This window comes from Acidobacteriota bacterium, from assembly GCA_038040445.1.
GTDB classification, from domain to species: domain Bacteria; phylum Acidobacteriota; class Blastocatellia; order UBA7656; family UBA7656; genus Onstottus_A; species Onstottus_A frigus.
Genome location: JBBPIG010000039.1, coordinates 23497 through 39992 on the forward strand (window position 1 = coordinate 23497; position 16496 = coordinate 39992).

Below are 16496 nucleotides of genomic sequence, written 5' to 3' on the forward strand. Positions count from 1 at the left end.
CTTTTTCCTTTTGCCTTTTCCCTATGCTATCGTCTTGTTTCGAAAAAACAACTGTTCGTACCGCGAGGCTGATCCCCGGATCCCAAACAACCGAGACTACGATGCCAATAGTAAAAGAAGGCGACACCATCACGCTTCACTATAAGGGGTGGCTCGATGACGGCACGGTGTTCGATTCTTCAGAAGCCCGCGAGCCCCTCAGCTTCAAAGTCGGCGACGGCCAGGTGATTCAGGGCTTCGACGACGGCGTCCGCGGTATGGCGGCCGGCGAGAGTCGGCAGCTCAACATCCCGCCCGATCAAGCTTATGGCGAGTACTATGAGGAACTGGTCACCGTCGTGCCTCGAAGCGGGTTCACTCCGGATACGCCAGCCATCGGTCTCGCGTTCGAAATGGAAATGCCGACCGGAGAGTCAATGACCGTCCACATCATCGACGTCGAAGGCGACGACGTAACCCTCGACGCCAATCACCTGCTGGCCGGCGAGTCGTTGCACTTCGACGTGCTTCTTGTCAGCATCGATAATGAATGAGCCCCCGCAAGCAGAAGAGTTCGCCTGAACCCATCAGGATTGGAATTGACACCGGCGGTACCTTCACCGACTTTGTCGCGGCGCACGCCGGGCGCCTCACCGCCTTCAAAGAGCCTTCGACTCCGCACAATCCCGCCGAAGCAATACTTTCGGGCATCGCGCGGATTCTCGCGAACGCCGAAGCCGGGCCGTTCGAGATCGTCCACGGCACAACGGTGGCCACCAACGCGCTGCTGGAACGCAAAGGCGCTCGCACAGCGCTCATCACAACCGAAGGTTTCGAGGACGTAATCGAGATAGGCCGTCAGGCTCGCCCAGACCTCTACAACTTGATGGTCACACGACCGGCGCCGCTCGTGCCGCGTGAGCTGCGGCTGGGCGTGAGCGAGCGAACCGGTCCGGCTGGCGAAGTCATCACACTTCTCGACGAACAGTCCGTCGCAAAAGTAGTCAAGCTGATCTCCAATCACAAACCGAGAGTCGAGTCGGTAGCCGTCTGCTTGCTCTTCTCGTTCGCGAACCCGGCGCACGAACAGCTCATTGCGCGGGCGCTCGAACCGCTCGGTATTCCCGTTTCGCTCTCTCACAAGATACTGCCCGAGTACCGTGAATACGAGCGAACATCAACGGTAGTCATCAACGCCTATCTGGTTCCGCTGATGTCACGTTATCTGAGCGCGCTGACGGAAGGGCTGAAGTCCGTAGTCCGTAGTCCGTCGTCCGTAGCGAAGTCTAAAACCAAGAGCCACGGACTACGGACCACGGACTACGGACTCCGCGTCATGCAATCCAATGGCGGATCGGTTTCTGCTGCGACCGCCGCTTCCGAACCGGTTCGGGCCATTCTTTCGGGTCCTGCCGGGGGCGTTGTCGGCGCGTTGCGAGTCTGTGCCGCCGCGGAAATCCGGGACATCATCACTTTCGACATGGGAGGCACCTCGACCGACGTTGCTTTGTGCCGCGGAGAAGCGCACACCACGAATGAGGCTCTGGTAGCCGGTTTGCCGGTAGCTGTGCCGGTCATCGATATCCACACGGTCGGCGCGGGAGGAGGCTCGATCGCGCGAGTCGACGCGGCGGGGGCGTTGCGGGTTGGACCCGGGTCGGCGGGCGCTGATCCTGGTCCGGCTTGCTACGGGCGCGGCGACGAAGTCACCGTTACCGACGCCAATCTGGTGCTTGGGCGCTTTGGCGGAGCAAGCTTGCTCGGAGGCGAGATGCCAATCGATACCCAGCGCGCGAGAACGGTTCTCTCGAGACTGGGAGCGGAAATGTCGCGCTTCGCTGGAAAGACGGTCACCGCCGAGCAGGCCGCTCTTGGTGTAGTGCGCGTCGCGAACGCCAACATGGAAGCAGCCCTGCGAGTCGTGTCGGTTGGACGAGGCCAGGACCCGCGACTGTTTACGCTGGTAAGCTTCGGCGGCGCCGGCGGACTGCACGTGTGCGAGCTTGCGGCGGCGCTGCGGGTCCCCCGCGTGGTGGTGCCGCGCTCGCCCGGCACTCTCTCCGCTCTGGGCGTGTTGCTTGGCGATGTGGTGAAGGACTACTCGCGGACGGTGATGAGCAAGACCTCCGGGCTCGACAAGCGAAAGCTCGAGCGCGGCTTTGCGGCACTCGAGCGAGAAGCCGTCCGCGATTTGAAGGACGAGGGCTTCGATAAGACCCGGATGAAGCTGGCGCGATCGGTCGCAATTCGATACATCGGGCAGTCTTTCGAAATCGACGTCGCGTGGAGCAGCCGCTTCGAAGCCGCCTTTCACGCCGCCCACCGCGAGCGGTACGGTTACGCTGACCGCTCGCGGCCGATCGAGATCGTATCGCTTCATCTGCGCGCGTCGGGTATTACCCAGAAGCCGCGCATAAAACGCCAGCCCTCCAGCAAGTCGCGCCGCCCGCAGCCTCCGCAGTCCAAGCGCGTTTATTTGACCGAGCGCGCGACGCCGGTGCCTGTTTATGATCGCGAGAACCTGAGCGCCGGCGATCGATTCGCGGGTCCAGCCATCATCACCGAGTACAGTTCGACTACGTTGATCCCGCCGCGCTTCAGCGTCCAGGTTGATCCGTGGGTGAATTTGATCATAGAAGTAGCGTAGACTTTAGTCTGTGTATTTCACCGTTGAATGAATCTACTACAAAGTGGAAGACGAATTTTTAGCTTCGGGGATACAGACTAAAGTCTGTGCTACTTTACCGCAGTGGGGGCGCTGTGATAATTTCACCAGCCTTAAGACACGCTTAGGAGGCGGCTATGGACATTAAGGAGCGAGTTGTTGGAGGAGTCAGCATACTCGATCTGTCGGGCAAAATCGTGCTGGGCGAAGGTGACTTGCAGGTGAAAGAACGTATCAAGGACCTGCTGGGCGACGGGCAACGCAAGATATTGTTGAACCTCGCGGAAGTGAACTATATCGATTCGGCGGGACTGGGATCGCTCATCAGCGCCTACACTACCGCGAAGCGCGAAGGCGGAAGTTTGAAGCTCGTGAATTTGACCAAACGCATCCAGGACCTGCTTGCGATAACCAAGCTGATAACGGTGTTCGAGACTTTTGAGAATGAACCTGATGCGTTAGCCTCGTACGGCTCTTAGCGCTCACGGTTGCTGAGACGCGAGCGCGCGGACCCGGTCGACGGACGACTTGATCGAAGGGTCGCCGGACGCCGCATAGGCTTTCTCGTAGATCCGCAGCGCCTGTTGATACTGCTTATCGGTCTCGTACACATAACCCAGCTCGGAGAGCGCGGGGATTGAATCGGGCATCAACTGAATTGTAATCTCCAGCGCCTCCATCGCCTTCCTCATCTTCCCGCTGCGCGACAACGCAATCCCGTAGTAGAGCCATGCCTGCCCGTTATCGGGGTTTGCCCTGGCAAGCTTCTCGAGCGGGGGCACTGCGCTATCGAACTGCCGCGCGCCCAGATAAGCCCGCCCTAGAGTGTTCGCAGTCTTGAGGTCATCTCGAACCGCTTTCAGCTTCTCGCCAACCTCGGCGGCTTCGAGCCATCGAGCGTCCGAGCTTGCCTTGCGCGCTTTGCGCATCAAGCTCTCCGCCAGCAACTCCATCGCGGCTATGTCTTCGCTATTGCCCCTCATTGCCTCGCGAAGCGCAGCTATCGCGCGGTCGTCATCTTCGCGCTTAAAGTAAACCGCGCCGAGGTAATAGGAGTTTGCGGCGATCTCTTTCGCCCGCTCGGCGCTGGCAGTCCCCAATTTTTCATTGGCCGCGGCTGCAAGCAACGGGAGGGCTTCGTCGTAACGCTCTAGAAAGAAATACGCGCGGGCAAGCGCGGTCCGGGCGCTGGCGTCGATGTCGTGTTTGGCCTTTGAGGTAATCTCGACGTAGCGTTTCAGCGGATCAATCGCTTTGTCGTAATGAGCCTGCAGATAATGCGAGATGCCTATCGTGTACCACGCGCCGGCGATGTCGGTGCTGGAGGGCGTTTGAATCTCGAGGAGGTCGATCGCGTGCGAGAGCGGCAGCTCGACCCGTTCGTATCGCTTGAGCCTGAATTCGCACAGGCCGATGTAGTGCCAGGCGCCTGCTGCATCAGGGCGCTCGATCACGATGTCTTGAAACTCGGCGAGCGCCGCCTGGTATTCGCCCTTGGTGTAGAGGGCAACGCCGCGATCCCAGTCCGAAGCCACGGCGGTCAATGCCGTCACAAGAATGAGTAAGATTGCCGCTTGAGAGCGATTTACTGCGAGTCGCATCAGGCTAAATTATTGCACGGCTGCTTTGAGGTGTCGAAGGGATTCAAACGCAGGGCACAGCTCCCAACCGCTAGACATCACTGGCGGCGTCACGGTGAGGTGGTCTGTTCGCCTTAGCAACCCTTATGAGAAACCGTAGTGCTTCGTTCACTGAGTCCGCATCCGGGAAGACTTCTGCAACGTCAGGTTCCAACCGGACCACTGACCCCCCGAAACTCTTACGGCCGGAACCGAGCTTTCTTACACGCAAGCTTTTCAGATCATATTCTGGCCGAAGCTCATCAATCATTTCGTTGTCAGTTTTCTTCATACTCTTTTCGCTCCTCGGACGTTACCTCCCTCGAGCTTATGATGCGAATGGTATCGTCTGCTTCCGTGTACGACACCATCAGTAGCCTACCTTTGTCAGACTCCCCGACAATAATATAGCGATGCTCCAGCTGGGAATGATCCGGATCATAGAAGTCAACGTATAGCGCGTCTTCAAAGACGGTCATCGCCTCGTCGAATGAGACTCCGTGCTGTGATGAATTGGCCGCCGCCTTCACAGGATCCCACTCGAATTCCATCGGCCATAGTATAACATCTCCCATACCGCTCGCGGCCTCGACACCCGTCGTAGTTTGTGTAATCTTAGTGTGGAATCCCCCTAGAATATCTTGAACAGTTCTGTCACTTAGTTTTCGTTGGTCACTTATCCAGAGTCTGAGCAGAATAGTTAGAAGCAGCGCCTTCTAATGTCGCAAATCTGGAAAAGAAGCGAACCTGACTTTAAGATAAGGGTGATGTCCGGCTGCGTTGGTCGTCTCTAGATTCGCTAACCCTCTGTTTGACAGTCGCCGTTCCCGGCGCGTATGTTCCAGTCTTGCCCCGTCTGCCCGATCTAATAATGGGGACTGAACTCAATGGAAACGATACCTGCGCACGGCGGCCGTCTGGTTAATCGCGAGCTGGCCGGCGTCGAGCGAGAGACAATGCTCGAACGTGTGCCGTCAATGCCGCGAATCAACCTGCGGCCGCGCGAAATCTCCGATCTCGAGATGATCGCAAACGGCGCATTCAGCCCGCTCGAAGGCTTCATGTGCGAAGACGACTACATCGCAGTGCGTGGCAACATGCACCTTGCAGGCGGGCTGCCGTGGACCATTCCGGTGACGCTCTCGGCTTCAGAAGAGCGCGCGCGCAGCCTGGCCGAGGGCTCCGACATAGCGCTGTACTCGCCCGGCGATCACCTGTTGGGAGTCTTGCACCTGCGACAGAAGTTCCATTACGACAAACAACGAGAAGCCGAACGTGTTTATCTGACGACGGACGCGGCGCACCCGGGCGTCAGCGCGCTCTATGAGCAAGGCGAGTGGTTGCTGGGCGGACCGATCAGCTTGCTGAACCGGCCGAAGAACGCTGCGTTTCCAGACTATAGGCTGGACCCTGCGGGCACGCGTGATGCCTTCAAGAAGAAGGGTTGGCGGCGAGTGGTCGCGTTTCAGACTCGCAACCCGATCCACCGCGCTCACGAATACATAGTGAAGTGCGCGTTGGAAACGGTGGACGGGTTGTTGCTGCACCCGCTCGTGGGCGAGACCAAATCAGATGACATCTCCGCCGAAGTGCGAATGCAGTGCTACGAAACGATGCTCGAGCATTACTTCCCGCGGACGCGAACGCTGCTTGCGGTGAATCCGGCGGCGATGCGCTACGCCGGACCGCGCGAGGCAGTCTTTCACGCGATCATCCGCAAGAATTATGGTTGTACACACTTCATTGTCGGGCGCGATCACGCGGGAGTGGGCACCTTCTACGGAACTTACGACGCACACTATATCTTCAACGAATTCGATGCCGAGGCGCTGGCGGTGACGCCGATGTTCTTCGATCATTCGTTCTACTGCCGGCGTTGCGAAGCGATGGCTTCGAACAAGACTTGCCCACACGATTCGGCGGAGCACGTAACGCTGTCGGGAACCAAAGTGCGGGAGATGCTGTCGCGCGGCGAGATGCCTCCGCGGGAGTTCTCACGTCCGGAGGTGGCAGCCATATTGATCGCGGCGATGAAATGAAATGGTCCGTAGTCCGTAGTCAGTAGCCCCGAAGACCGTGATCACTACTGACTACTGACTACGGACTACGGACTACGGACTACTGACTAATGACTACTGACCCTTTTATTGATACGCCCGAGAAGTCTAGGTATAATCCGACTGCAGCTAAAAGCCCTCTGGGAAAAAGGGCCGCCGGAGACCCAACCTCATGACCAGGTGCGACAACTGCGGGACCAACAACATAGACGGTAGCGAGTACTGCGATGAGTGCGGGATGAAGCTTGACCTGGCCGCGCTGCCGCGCTCGCGCAAGCGCGACGCTGCGCCGATCTATCAGCCGCCCAGCGCCGTCGAAGGCGAGCCTATCGGCTCGAATACCATGGATGGCCCATTGCCGGCGCCGCCTTCGTTCACGACTTCGACTAGCGTCCCGAAGCCCGCCACCCCGGCACGCGAGCGCAGACCCGCAGTCGATTCGCGGGTCAGCAACCCAAATGCGCGGCGGGGTCAAACGAATGAACGCTCTGGGCCAGCATTCAAATCGAATGAGCAGCGAGCCGACCATTCCGTACCGGCGCCCTCGCCGCAGACCTTCGCTCTCTCCTCGCCGCCGCATACCGGTCAGCTTGAGGCGGAAATCGCGGCGATTCAGGAGCGGGACGCGTCGCGGGCAATGGCCAGGCTCATAATCGAGCGCGGCGGCAGAATCGGCAAAGAGTTTCCAATAGCCGGCATTGAGACCAATATCGGCCGCTGGGACGCAGACAGCGGCATCTTCCCAGACGTAGACCTGGATGAAGACGATAGCGAGGCAAAGATCTCGCGCAGACATGCGCGCATCGTCAATCACAACGGCCAATACTTCATCGAGGACCTGGGTTCGACCAACGGCACTTTTGTGAATCGAGGGCGAAGGCTGCTTCCCGGCAAACGCCATATGCTCCAGAATGGCGATGAAGTAATAGTCGGCAAGACGTTTTTGAAGTTTCAGATTCTCAAATAAGACGGTTCCTGGTTTCTAGTTCTTGGTTTCTGGTTCTGATTTCCAGTGGCGGTTCACAGTTTCAAGTTCCCTCGAACCAGGAACTAGAAACCAGAAACTAGTTTATGTTCTGTTCTGAATGCGGCAGTCATTTGCAGCCGGGAGAGCCACTCTGTGCAAAGTGCGGAGCCACGCATGACCCGATGCCGCTGCCACCTCGGCCAGTCGTCCTGGAAGCGCGCAGCGTAACGGGCGAGGATCGTATGCCTGATTCGAAGAAGTCCAAACAGATGCCGAGCCAGCAGCTCGAACCGGGAACGCTGCTGCTCGACAGGTATTCGATCGTCACCCGCGTCGGCGGCGGCGGGATGGGTTCGGTGTACCAGGCGCGCGACAAGCGGCTGGCCGACCGATTGTGCGCCGTCAAAGAGATGATCGAGATGTTCGCCGATCAGAGCCAGCGCGCTAAGGCAGTCGAAGACTTCAAGCGCGAAGCGGAAGTACTCGCTCAGCTCGATCACCCCTCGATTCCTACGGTATTCGACTACTTCATCGAGGCCGGCAGATACTACCTGGTTATGCGATGGATAGGCGGCGGCGACCTCGCCGAGCAACTGCGTATGCGCGGCGGCATGGCCGATGAAGCCATCGTCTGCAAGTGGGCGGTTCAGATCTGCGACGTGCTTCACTACATACACACCCAGAAGCCGCCAATTATCTATCGTGATCTCAAGCCCGCTAATCTGATGCTGGACGACAAGACCGGTCGAGTCATGCTTGTCGATTTCGGAATCGCTCGCATCGTGCGGCCCACGGAAAAAGGTGTGACCGCGATCGGAACGATGGGCTACGCGCCGCCCGAGCTGTTCGCCGGCAAGGTCGAAGCACGGTCTGACATCTATTCGCTGGGCGCGACCGTTTTCCACATGCTGACCGGGTCGGACCCGCAGGACAATCCGCTGCTGATCTTCGATTTCAGCAAGAACCCGCGGCCGCGCCAGATAAATCCGAACATCACGCCGGAGATGGAAAGCATCTTGATGAAGTCGGTCACGCACAAGCCCGAAGACCGGCATGCTTCTGCGCTGGAGTTCATGCGCGCGCTTGAAGCTCACAGCGCGCACCTCGCAACGCATCCAAGGCCGGAGACCGCGCGGCCCCACACGGTTTCGCCTCGCCCGTCTCGATCCGGTCCGCCGGCGTCACCCTCGCGTGGGGGATCGGTGCCCGGGCCAACCGGTCAATCGCCTTCGCAGGTTGCGCCCGTGATGGAGTGGGTGTTCTGCGGGCACTGCGGCGAAAAGATTGGCTCCGATGATGTTTTCTGCGCTCACTGTGGCTCTCGTCAGCCGACTCCCGGAAGTCCAGCCGTTGCAGGCGGCGGCTACGTGGGGGCAGGAGCGCCGGGGCGGATCACCGCCCAGCTTGTGATAGTGGGCACTAACGACATGGTGAAGCCGTTTGTGATTGACAAAGAGAGCGTGCTGATAGGTCGCACCGACCCTCACACCGAGATTTTTCCCGAGGTCGACTTGACCATGTACGACCCGGAAACGAAAGTGTCGCGCAAACACGCGAGAATATACCGGCAGGGCGAGCAGTTCGTGATTGAAGATCTTGGCTCCGTGAACGGAACGATAGTCAACTCGGTCACCGGCAGCTCGGTGCGGCTAAACGCCAAGGCTCCGCGCGTGCTGTCGGCCGGCGATGAGCTGAAGCTGGGCGGTACCACCTTGAAGTTCATGTTGGCCTAAGCGGGCGGCGCCGGGAGTTGTTCAGACCCTGTTATCCAATTCCATGACGAAGTTCTGCCCATACTGCGGCAATCAACTCAACGCGCGATCGAAGTTCTGCCCGCAGTGCGGCAGGGCGAAGCCCGAACGTCAGCGGCAGGCGGCGGTTGGGGTCGATGTCGCGGTTGAACAATCCCGTGCGCGAACGACCAGCAGTTCCGCCGCGGCCGATTCCGCGGGGCTTCAGCGCAACCTTGAGCGCCCACCGCTGGTCAACCGTGCGTCCACTCCGCGCATCGAGGCGCTGCCACGTAGGACGGTCGTAACTTCGCGGTCCAACGGCGCCGCGCGCGCCGTCGGGCGGCGTTACGCGCCTCCAACCTACGCGCAAATAGGCGCGTTTGAACAAGCGGGATTCGGACTGCGCTACGCTGCCTGGATGTTTGATTTCTTGATCACGCTGATTGCGATCATGGGCTTCACGTTCGCGGTGACTGCCGCAAGCCGGCGGTCAGTGGTTGGCTCGAATGCTGACCTGTTGATCGTAGCAGGTCTGACCCTGCTGTTGTTGGTACTCAACTTCGTAGTGCTTGCCGGCAGAGGAGGCCAGACTGCCGGCATGCGCATCCTCGGGATCTACATCGTACGAGTTGATGGCAAGCCCTTTACATTTAAGCAGGCAACAGTGCGGCACCTGATAGGTTATCCGCTCTCGATGGCTTCGTTCTTCCTTGGCTTCCTGTGGATGTTGTGGGACCCGCAGCAACAAGGCTGGCACGATAAGCTTGCGCGCACTATTGTGGTAATAGCGAAATGAGGAGTGATGCGTGAAACGTGATGCGTGATGCGTGATGCGTGATGCGTGACCGGATGAGTCTGATTAAAGCGCACTTCGACTGTCGGTCCGGTCACGAATCACGAATCACGAATCACGGTTGGTTTTAACTATGTCAACATTCGTCATTCGATCAAAAGACTACGAGCCTTCCATCGTGAAGCTCGACAGGATGAAGCTCACCATCGGGCGTTCCTCCCGCAACGACATCTGCATAAGCGACCCGTTCGCCTCGCGGCTGCACGCCGAGATCAGACGCGAGAACGATCAGGTGTCACTGGTCGATAACGGCAGCGCCAACGGTACGTTCGTAAACGGGCAGCGCGTCACCGCGCCACTGCGGCTCCAGCCCGGCGACGTGGTTCGCATAGGCGAAACCGAGATCGAATATGCCTCCAGCGAGCAAGGCATGCTTTCTGGCGCAACCGTCTATCTGGCAGGTCCGGCGGCAGAGTCGCTTCCGGCCGACACCATAACTTCGCCCATCCCCTCGCGCTCGACAAGCGACTTGATCTCTTCCATAAGATCGGGAGCGATCTCCGGTGAAGCGCGCTCCAGTTCGGCCGCTCGCACTGCTCTCAAGCCCGAGCTGCCGAGCCGTGATCTGCTCAGCATAGTTTCTCAGGTGGGAATAGCACTTCTCCCTCGCACCTCTCTGGAAGACACGCTGAAGATGACCATCGACCTGGTCTTTCAGGCGATACCCGCCGAGCGTGGATTTCTGTTCTTAAAAGAAGACGGCGAGCTGACCTGCAAGATCGCGCGCGGCGCCAGTGAAGCCGCGCTGCCGACGGCGTCACAAGTGCAGCTCAGCAGATCGATAACCAACAAGGTCCTTAGCGAGGGAGCTTCGGTGCTGACCTCCGACGCCATGCACGATCCGCGGTTTCAAGCTCAGCATTCAGTCGTGCTCAGCCAGATAAGATCGGTGATGGCTGTGCCGCTTGCCTCGGGTGAAGAGATTTTCGGCATGGTCTATGTGGACAACCCGTTCAACAATCGCTTCAAGGAAGAAGACCTGAAGGTCCTGACGACCATCGCATCGGTCGCTTCCATCAAAATCGAAAACGACCGATTGCTGGACGAACGCTTGGAAAAGCGGCGAATGGAAGAAGAGCTCAAAGTAGCGTCTGAGATCCAGATGCGGCTTCAGCCTTTCGCGCCGCCCAAGATTGACGGCTGGGACATGACCGGCGTGTCGTTCCCCTGCCGCGAGATCGGGGGCGACTATTACGACTTCATTCACCGCAAACGCGACAGTCACCTGATCGTGGCGGTTGGCGACGTGTCCGGCAAGGGAACCGGCGCGGCGCTGTTGATGTCGTCGCTGCACGCAGCCGTTCGAGCGCAATCACAAACGCGAGCGACGATTAGCGAAGTGATGGGCGAGATCAATCAATACATATTCGAAAACTCGCCGTCCAACAAGTTCCTCACTCTGTTCTACGGCGGGCTTGATCCTCAGAATGGAACGCTCACCTACTCGAACGGCGGTCACAACGCGCCGATGCTCGTGCGGACGTCGGGCGATGTCGAGCGGCTCGACACCGGAGGGCTTCCGATAGGGATGATGCAAGGGGTCGCATATGAGGAAGCTTCTATCGTGTTCCAGCCTGGAGACGTGCTTGTAATCTACAGCGACGGAATCACCGAATCGATCAATGAGCGCGATGAAGAGTTCGACGAGGAGAGACTGATCGAAGTGGTGAAGAACAATCTCGGCCGCTCGGCGTCGGGCATCCGCGACCGGATAGACGAAGCGTTGTCGCGATTCGTGGGAACGACTGCGCCGGTTGACGACATGACGCTGATGATCATCAAGCGCAACGATACCGGCTTCGAGGATAGCGAGCGGACGATGCGGACGTGAGCGACGCCCCGAGGTTTGGTCTTCCCTCATAACCCCTCAACTCAATTGGAATCGGGGGATTTTCCATTTTCCATTTTCCATTTAACATTTGTCTATTTGTCTATGACAAATGCAAAATGGAAAATGGAAAATCGGTTCCGACTATGGCGACGGCAGCGCTTATCAACCCGGAGATAAACATAGTTCCCCTTGCGAACGCCGACCTCGCTGCCCTGGAGAAGCTCTTCGACGAAGAGTGCGCCGAGTGGCTCGATCTGCTGAAGTGGGACTACAAGGGCGCGAGCATGTTGATTCGGGACGTTACGCGCCAGCGTCAACTGCTTGGCTTCGTTGCAATGAGCGGCAACGCCACCATTGGTTTTGCCTACTACGTGATCGAAGGTTCGCGTTGCTCTATCGGCGACATCTATGTGTCCAGGCCCTGGCGCGGCATCGGTGTCGACCGGGAACTGGCGGCTGCCGTCTTGGACAGGCTCGATCGGCTCCCTCGATTGCGCCGGATCGAAAGTCAGTGTGTCGGCATTGGCAACTATGAAGCGGATGCTTTGTTCCAGACTCGCGGCTTCGAGCGGCTGGAACGCAATTACATGTTGCTCGAGCTGGGACCTGATAAGAACAGTGGTCCCAGGGCAGACTCAACCGGCATTTCACTCAGGCAGTGGCAACAGATCGACTTTGGAGACGCCAAACGGGTAATAAATCGCTCATACCGTGGGACGCACGACAGCCGTATCAACGGCCAGTATCGAACCGAGGAAGGGTGCGGCGAGCTTCTGACCATACTCACCGACCACATATGGTGCGGCGATTTTTTGCCGCAGGCGTCGCGGGTGGCGTTTCGCCGTTCGGATGCGATGGCAGGTGTTCTGATTGCGTCGCGAGTATCGAGAGGCGTCGGTCACATCGGACAGATCTCGGTTCTCCCGGCTCACCAGGGTCGAGGCATCGGCCGCCTGATGATCGCAAGCTCGCTATCAGAATTCCGCCGAATGGGCTTCAAGTCGATCACGCTGGCCGTAACGGGGGCAAACACAAAAGCGTTTCACTTGTATGAAACGTGCGGCTTTCGCACGATCCACAGTTTCCCGGTGTTTTATCGCGAGAAGAAGTGAAGGCTGTCCCTGGTCCAACGCCACTCATCTGTCTCATTCCCGACCCAAGAATATTTCGAGAAAACTGAATTGATCGCCTTGCGATTCGCGTCATGCTTAGTGGCGAACAAATTGGCGCCGGGTATTTGCTCAAGTTAATCGTCGTTCTTCGTTATCCGTTAAGCTGGCTGTCGGTGAGCTTTCGGTGCCAACCGACAACCAGCCGATCGCTTCAAGGTGTTTAGACAAGGCCGTGTCTCTCGCACCAAGGAGGTTCTGCATGCGTGCTTCTAAGGTTGTCTCCCCGCATCGCTTTGCCGGCTCCTTCAAGACTTTGACTGCACTGTTCTTTCGCCGGGTCCTCCAAAGAAGAGTCGTTTGCTTTGTGATCGCGTTTAACCTCCTTCTGTGGCCCGGGCCGGGTCTCGCTGGCCTGAACGTTCTAAGCCTGGCCTCACAGGCACTCAACCTGCTAGGGGGTGTCCACAGCTACGAGGCCTTCTTTCTCAGACGACTCTTTTCTCAATCCCGTATCAAGCCGCGCCGCGAGACGATGGCGGATCGCGCCTCGGCAGTCGCGCGCATTCGGATAAGCCCCGTCAAATTTGTCGGATACGAAAATGAGGGCGTGACGTTTACTGCTTTGCCGACGGACTTCCTTGAGCGCAGCGTCGAGGGCGTTAAGTTCACCTGGGAGTCTTCCAATCCCGAGAAGTTGGAGATAGACGACGCTGGACGAGCAAAGTTTCTTCAGCCGGGGCTCGCTCGTGTAATTTGCAGAACCGGGTCTGCTTCAGCGACAGCAGCCGTGCTGATCAGGCCTAATCATCGGCCGGTTCAGTCCGATGATGACTGGCGCAACGATCAGAAGCGTCTGGACGCGAGCGGAAACATAGTCGGCGCGTTGGGCGGCCCCCAGTCTGGTGTTGCGTCTGGCGTTGCGTCAGCCGGATCGCTGCTTAGCTCACTGCTCGATAAGCTGATGCCCACCGCCTACGCCCAGTCTTCAACAACCGATCTGGCCTATTCCGAACTGTGGAGCGAACCGCGCAACCTTGTCGGCTCACCGCGGGACCGGGCAATCGAATCGACTGCGATGGGAACGGTGCTTCCCGAAGGCAGCAACTTCAAGTGGGCAGCCCCGATCATCGAGCTGGGTGGCCGCGGGATCGGCGCCAGCCTCACTCTGTCTCACAACAACCGGGTCTGGTCGCGGCGCGACAGTCGAGTCGCATACGATGCGATCTCGGGCTGGCCCGCGCCGGGATACTCGCTCGGCTTTGGAAGAATCGTGGTCTACGACATGGGCGTTACCTGCAAATTCCTGCTCGTAGACCCGGACGGCACGCGTCACTATCTTGGGGCTGGAACATACGACGGTATCGGGTACGCGTTAGGCGGGCCAATTGAGACTTCTGACGGCACGCATATCGTTTACTCGGGCAACGGGCGCGACGGCGGCGGCTTGCGTTATCCTGACGGCACGACCGTTGAGTTTACCAAGATCAATAATCGCTTGCTGCCGGCGACGATCTATGACAGCAACGGCAACTATGTTCAGGTCGCGTACAAAGACCTGGAGGCGGAAATATATTCCCCTGTCGCGATCGATTACGTCACCGATACTCTCGGGCGGAAGATTCAATTCGTATACGACTCAACCGGCAAGCTGATCTCGATCACAGCACCCGAGTTTGGCGGGACGAGTCAGAATCCGGTGACTCGAACGCTGGTTCAGTTCGACTACCAGATCGTCACCACCAACGGCGCCTTCAGCGGGTTGACCGTCGAGCGCGCCACCGGGGGCAGCATCGTCGCGCTCAAGCACATCCACTTCCCCGCGACGAGCACGGGTTATAAGCCGGCTTACTCGGTCTACGGAATGATCACCAGTGTGTCTGCGCGAAGACAGATGACATCGAGCACTTGGCCACCCGGCAGTCCTCCGTCAATCACTGACGGAGTCGAGAGCGCCGCAGTGTCGTTTAACTATCCGGCATCCGGGCCGCTGTCGGACGCGCCGGCCTTCACGCAACGAACCGAGACCGCGGTGAACAGTCCCAGCGCGGTTTATTCCTATTCGACCTCTACTGACACGACCGCTCAGACGATGACCTTCACCATCGCACGTCCCGACTCGACTACATTGGCGCTCACTCGCTCGACGAACGCATCATCGCCCGCCAACGGGAGGGTCGTTCAATCGGAGATCAAGCTGGGCACGAGTTCGCTGGGCAAGAGCGTGCTCGCTTATGTCAACGATGGGGGCGGCTCAAGGCAGGTTCAGTCGGTGACCAGCTACGACGACACGGGCGCGCCGGTGAAGATCGACTTCGACTACGATCAGTACGGCAACGTGACCAACAAGCGCGAGTACGGCAACCAGATCAGCGGCGCCTGGCAAGTGCGAAGGCGGTCGCACTTGACCTATGGAATTGCTTATCAGCCTCGCGAGGTTGTTACGCTGGTTGAGATATTCGACGCGCTGCAAAACTCCAGTGACGCCGACGACGTTTTGATAGCCAAGACCAGTTACGCTTACGACAACTACGCGGCGATGGGAGGAATGGAGGACTACGGAGGAGGCGCCGATCCGCCGGGTCATTTCATCGGGTGGAATACGAGCTATACAACGAGGGGCAACGTCACGGGGGTGACCGAGTGGACCGATCTTCAGGCGGGTACGACCGTTCAACATCTGGCGAAGATCGACATCTTCGGGAACGTCGTCAAGGCTCAGGTGTCTTGTTGCCAGGAGAAAGACCTGACCATCGCTGAGGAGACCTTGTGGTCTCAAGCCGAGGAAGAAATGAGCGGTGATCCTAACGGCGCGCACACGACCACTTCGACCGATTACGACTTCAACACCAGCCTGGCCGCCTCGCACACGAACGCAGCCGGTTTGACTACCGAGATCGGCTACAACGCGGCGCTCCAGCCTTCATACGCAATGCTTCCGACAGGCGCGAGCGCTAGTGCGGGCTTCGACTATGGCAATCTGTCGTCGAGCTCGAGTGTGACCTATGACGATCTGGGCACGCAGAAGACAATCACCAACACCACGCAATACGACGGGTGGGGCCGGGTGATCTTTACCGTGGCGCCCAACAGCGCGCGGGTGAACACGACCTATGACGCGATGGGTCGGGTGATCAGCCGGACGAATCCGTTTCAATCGGGAGGCACGCCGGGGCCGGTTACCACGATTCAATACGACCTGGCCAACCGGGCGGTGATAACGATGCTGCCCGGAGGCGACATCGTGCGAAGCGATTACAGCGGGAGCACGGTGACCGCAACCGATCAGGTGAATCGCAAGATCAAACGGGAGACGGACGGGCTGGGGCGGTTGATCAAAGTCACCGAGCAAGATCCGGCTGGCGCGCTGACTCAAGAAACTACATACACCTATAATCTTCTGGACAAGCTGAGCGGGGTGAATCAAGGCGGGCAGCTTCGCAGCTACAAGTACGACGCGATGGGCAGGCTGTTGTTCGAGAAGATCCCCGAACAGGCGGCTACGATCAACGACGGAACGGGAACGATGTGGTCGTGTAAATACTCGTACACCGAGTATGGCGCGGTGGCGACGAAGCAAGACGCGCGGGGCGTGGTGACGACGTACGGCTACGACGCGCTGCACCGCCAGACTTCGATCAGCTACAACACGGCGGGCGCTCCGGGGGTTGCGGCGACAGATA

Annotated in this window: 13 protein-coding genes; 10 read left to right on the top strand and 3 right to left on the bottom strand. The window is 58.7% G+C overall.

Features of this window, described 5'->3' with window-relative positions:
- Nucleotides 1–101 precede the first annotated feature (101 nt).
- The 3 genes from AABO57_26660 (at nucleotide 102) to AABO57_26670 (ending at nucleotide 3123) form a co-directional block, all read left to right on the top strand.
- Nucleotides 102–533, top strand: a complete 432-nt coding sequence (locus AABO57_26660; protein MEK6289310.1) for a peptidylprolyl isomerase — start codon at nucleotides 102–104, stop codon at nucleotides 531–533.
- A complete protein-coding gene (locus AABO57_26665; GenBank protein ID MEK6289311.1) occupies nucleotides 530–2626 on the top strand; it encodes a hydantoinase/oxoprolinase family protein in 2097 nt (698 codons plus the stop codon). Before AABO57_26660 ends, AABO57_26665 begins: the two co-directional genes overlap by 4 nt.
- A 155-nt stretch (nucleotides 2627–2781) precedes the next feature.
- On the top strand, nucleotides 2782–3123 hold the full coding sequence (locus tag AABO57_26670) for an STAS domain-containing protein (protein MEK6289312.1): 342 nt from the start codon (nucleotides 2782–2784) through the stop codon (nucleotides 3121–3123).
- A gap of 3 nt (nucleotides 3124–3126) precedes the next feature.
- Here the strand turns inward: AABO57_26670 and AABO57_26675 are convergent, their stop codons facing one another.
- The 3 genes from AABO57_26675 to AABO57_26685 form a co-directional block, all read right to left on the bottom strand.
- On the bottom strand, nucleotides 3127–4245 hold the full coding sequence (locus AABO57_26675; GenBank protein ID MEK6289313.1) for a tetratricopeptide repeat protein: 1119 nt from the start codon (nucleotides 4243–4245) through the stop codon (nucleotides 3127–3129).
- A gap of 70 nt (nucleotides 4246–4315) precedes the next feature.
- Entirely contained in the window at nucleotides 4316–4555 is a 240-nt protein-coding gene (locus AABO57_26680) for a hypothetical protein (protein ID MEK6289314.1), read from the bottom strand.
- On the bottom strand, nucleotides 4542–4814 hold the full coding sequence (locus AABO57_26685) for a BrnT family toxin (protein ID MEK6289315.1): 273 nt from the start codon (nucleotides 4812–4814) through the stop codon (nucleotides 4542–4544). The genes AABO57_26680 and AABO57_26685 overlap by 14 nt, the downstream gene beginning before the upstream one ends.
- A 336-nt stretch (nucleotides 4815–5150) precedes the next feature.
- Between AABO57_26685 and sat the strand changes: the two genes are divergently transcribed.
- From sat to AABO57_26720, 7 genes are all read left to right on the top strand, one after another.
- Nucleotides 5151–6302 carry a sulfate adenylyltransferase gene (gene sat / locus AABO57_26690; GenBank protein MEK6289316.1) on the top strand — a complete coding sequence of 384 codons (1152 nt, stop codon included), beginning with the start codon at nucleotides 5151–5153 and terminating at the stop codon, nucleotides 6300–6302.
- Nucleotides 6303–6492: 190 nt separating this feature from the next.
- A complete protein-coding gene (locus tag AABO57_26695; protein MEK6289317.1) occupies nucleotides 6493–7287 on the top strand; it encodes an FHA domain-containing protein in 795 nt (264 codons plus the stop codon).
- 242 nt (nucleotides 7288–7529) lie between these two features.
- Nucleotides 7530–9020 (top strand): protein kinase, encoded by a 1491-nt coding sequence (locus AABO57_26700; protein ID MEK6289318.1) that lies wholly within the window; start codon nucleotides 7530–7532, stop codon nucleotides 9018–9020.
- A gap of 43 nt (nucleotides 9021–9063) precedes the next feature.
- Nucleotides 9064–9816 (top strand): RDD family protein, encoded by a 753-nt coding sequence (locus AABO57_26705; GenBank protein ID MEK6289319.1) that lies wholly within the window; start codon nucleotides 9064–9066, stop codon nucleotides 9814–9816.
- A gap of 130 nt (nucleotides 9817–9946) precedes the next feature.
- Nucleotides 9947–11704 (top strand): SpoIIE family protein phosphatase, encoded by a 1758-nt coding sequence (locus AABO57_26710; protein MEK6289320.1) that lies wholly within the window; start codon nucleotides 9947–9949, stop codon nucleotides 11702–11704.
- A gap of 116 nt (nucleotides 11705–11820) precedes the next feature.
- The gene (locus AABO57_26715) at nucleotides 11821–12816 is read left to right on the top strand and encodes a GNAT family N-acetyltransferase (GenBank protein ID MEK6289321.1); all 996 of its coding nucleotides are present in this window, start codon (nucleotides 11821–11823) and stop codon (nucleotides 12814–12816) included.
- 259 nt (nucleotides 12817–13075) lie between these two features.
- Nucleotides 13076–16496 (top strand): hypothetical protein (locus AABO57_26720; GenBank protein ID MEK6289322.1); only part of this gene is annotated, 3421 nt, incomplete at its 3' end.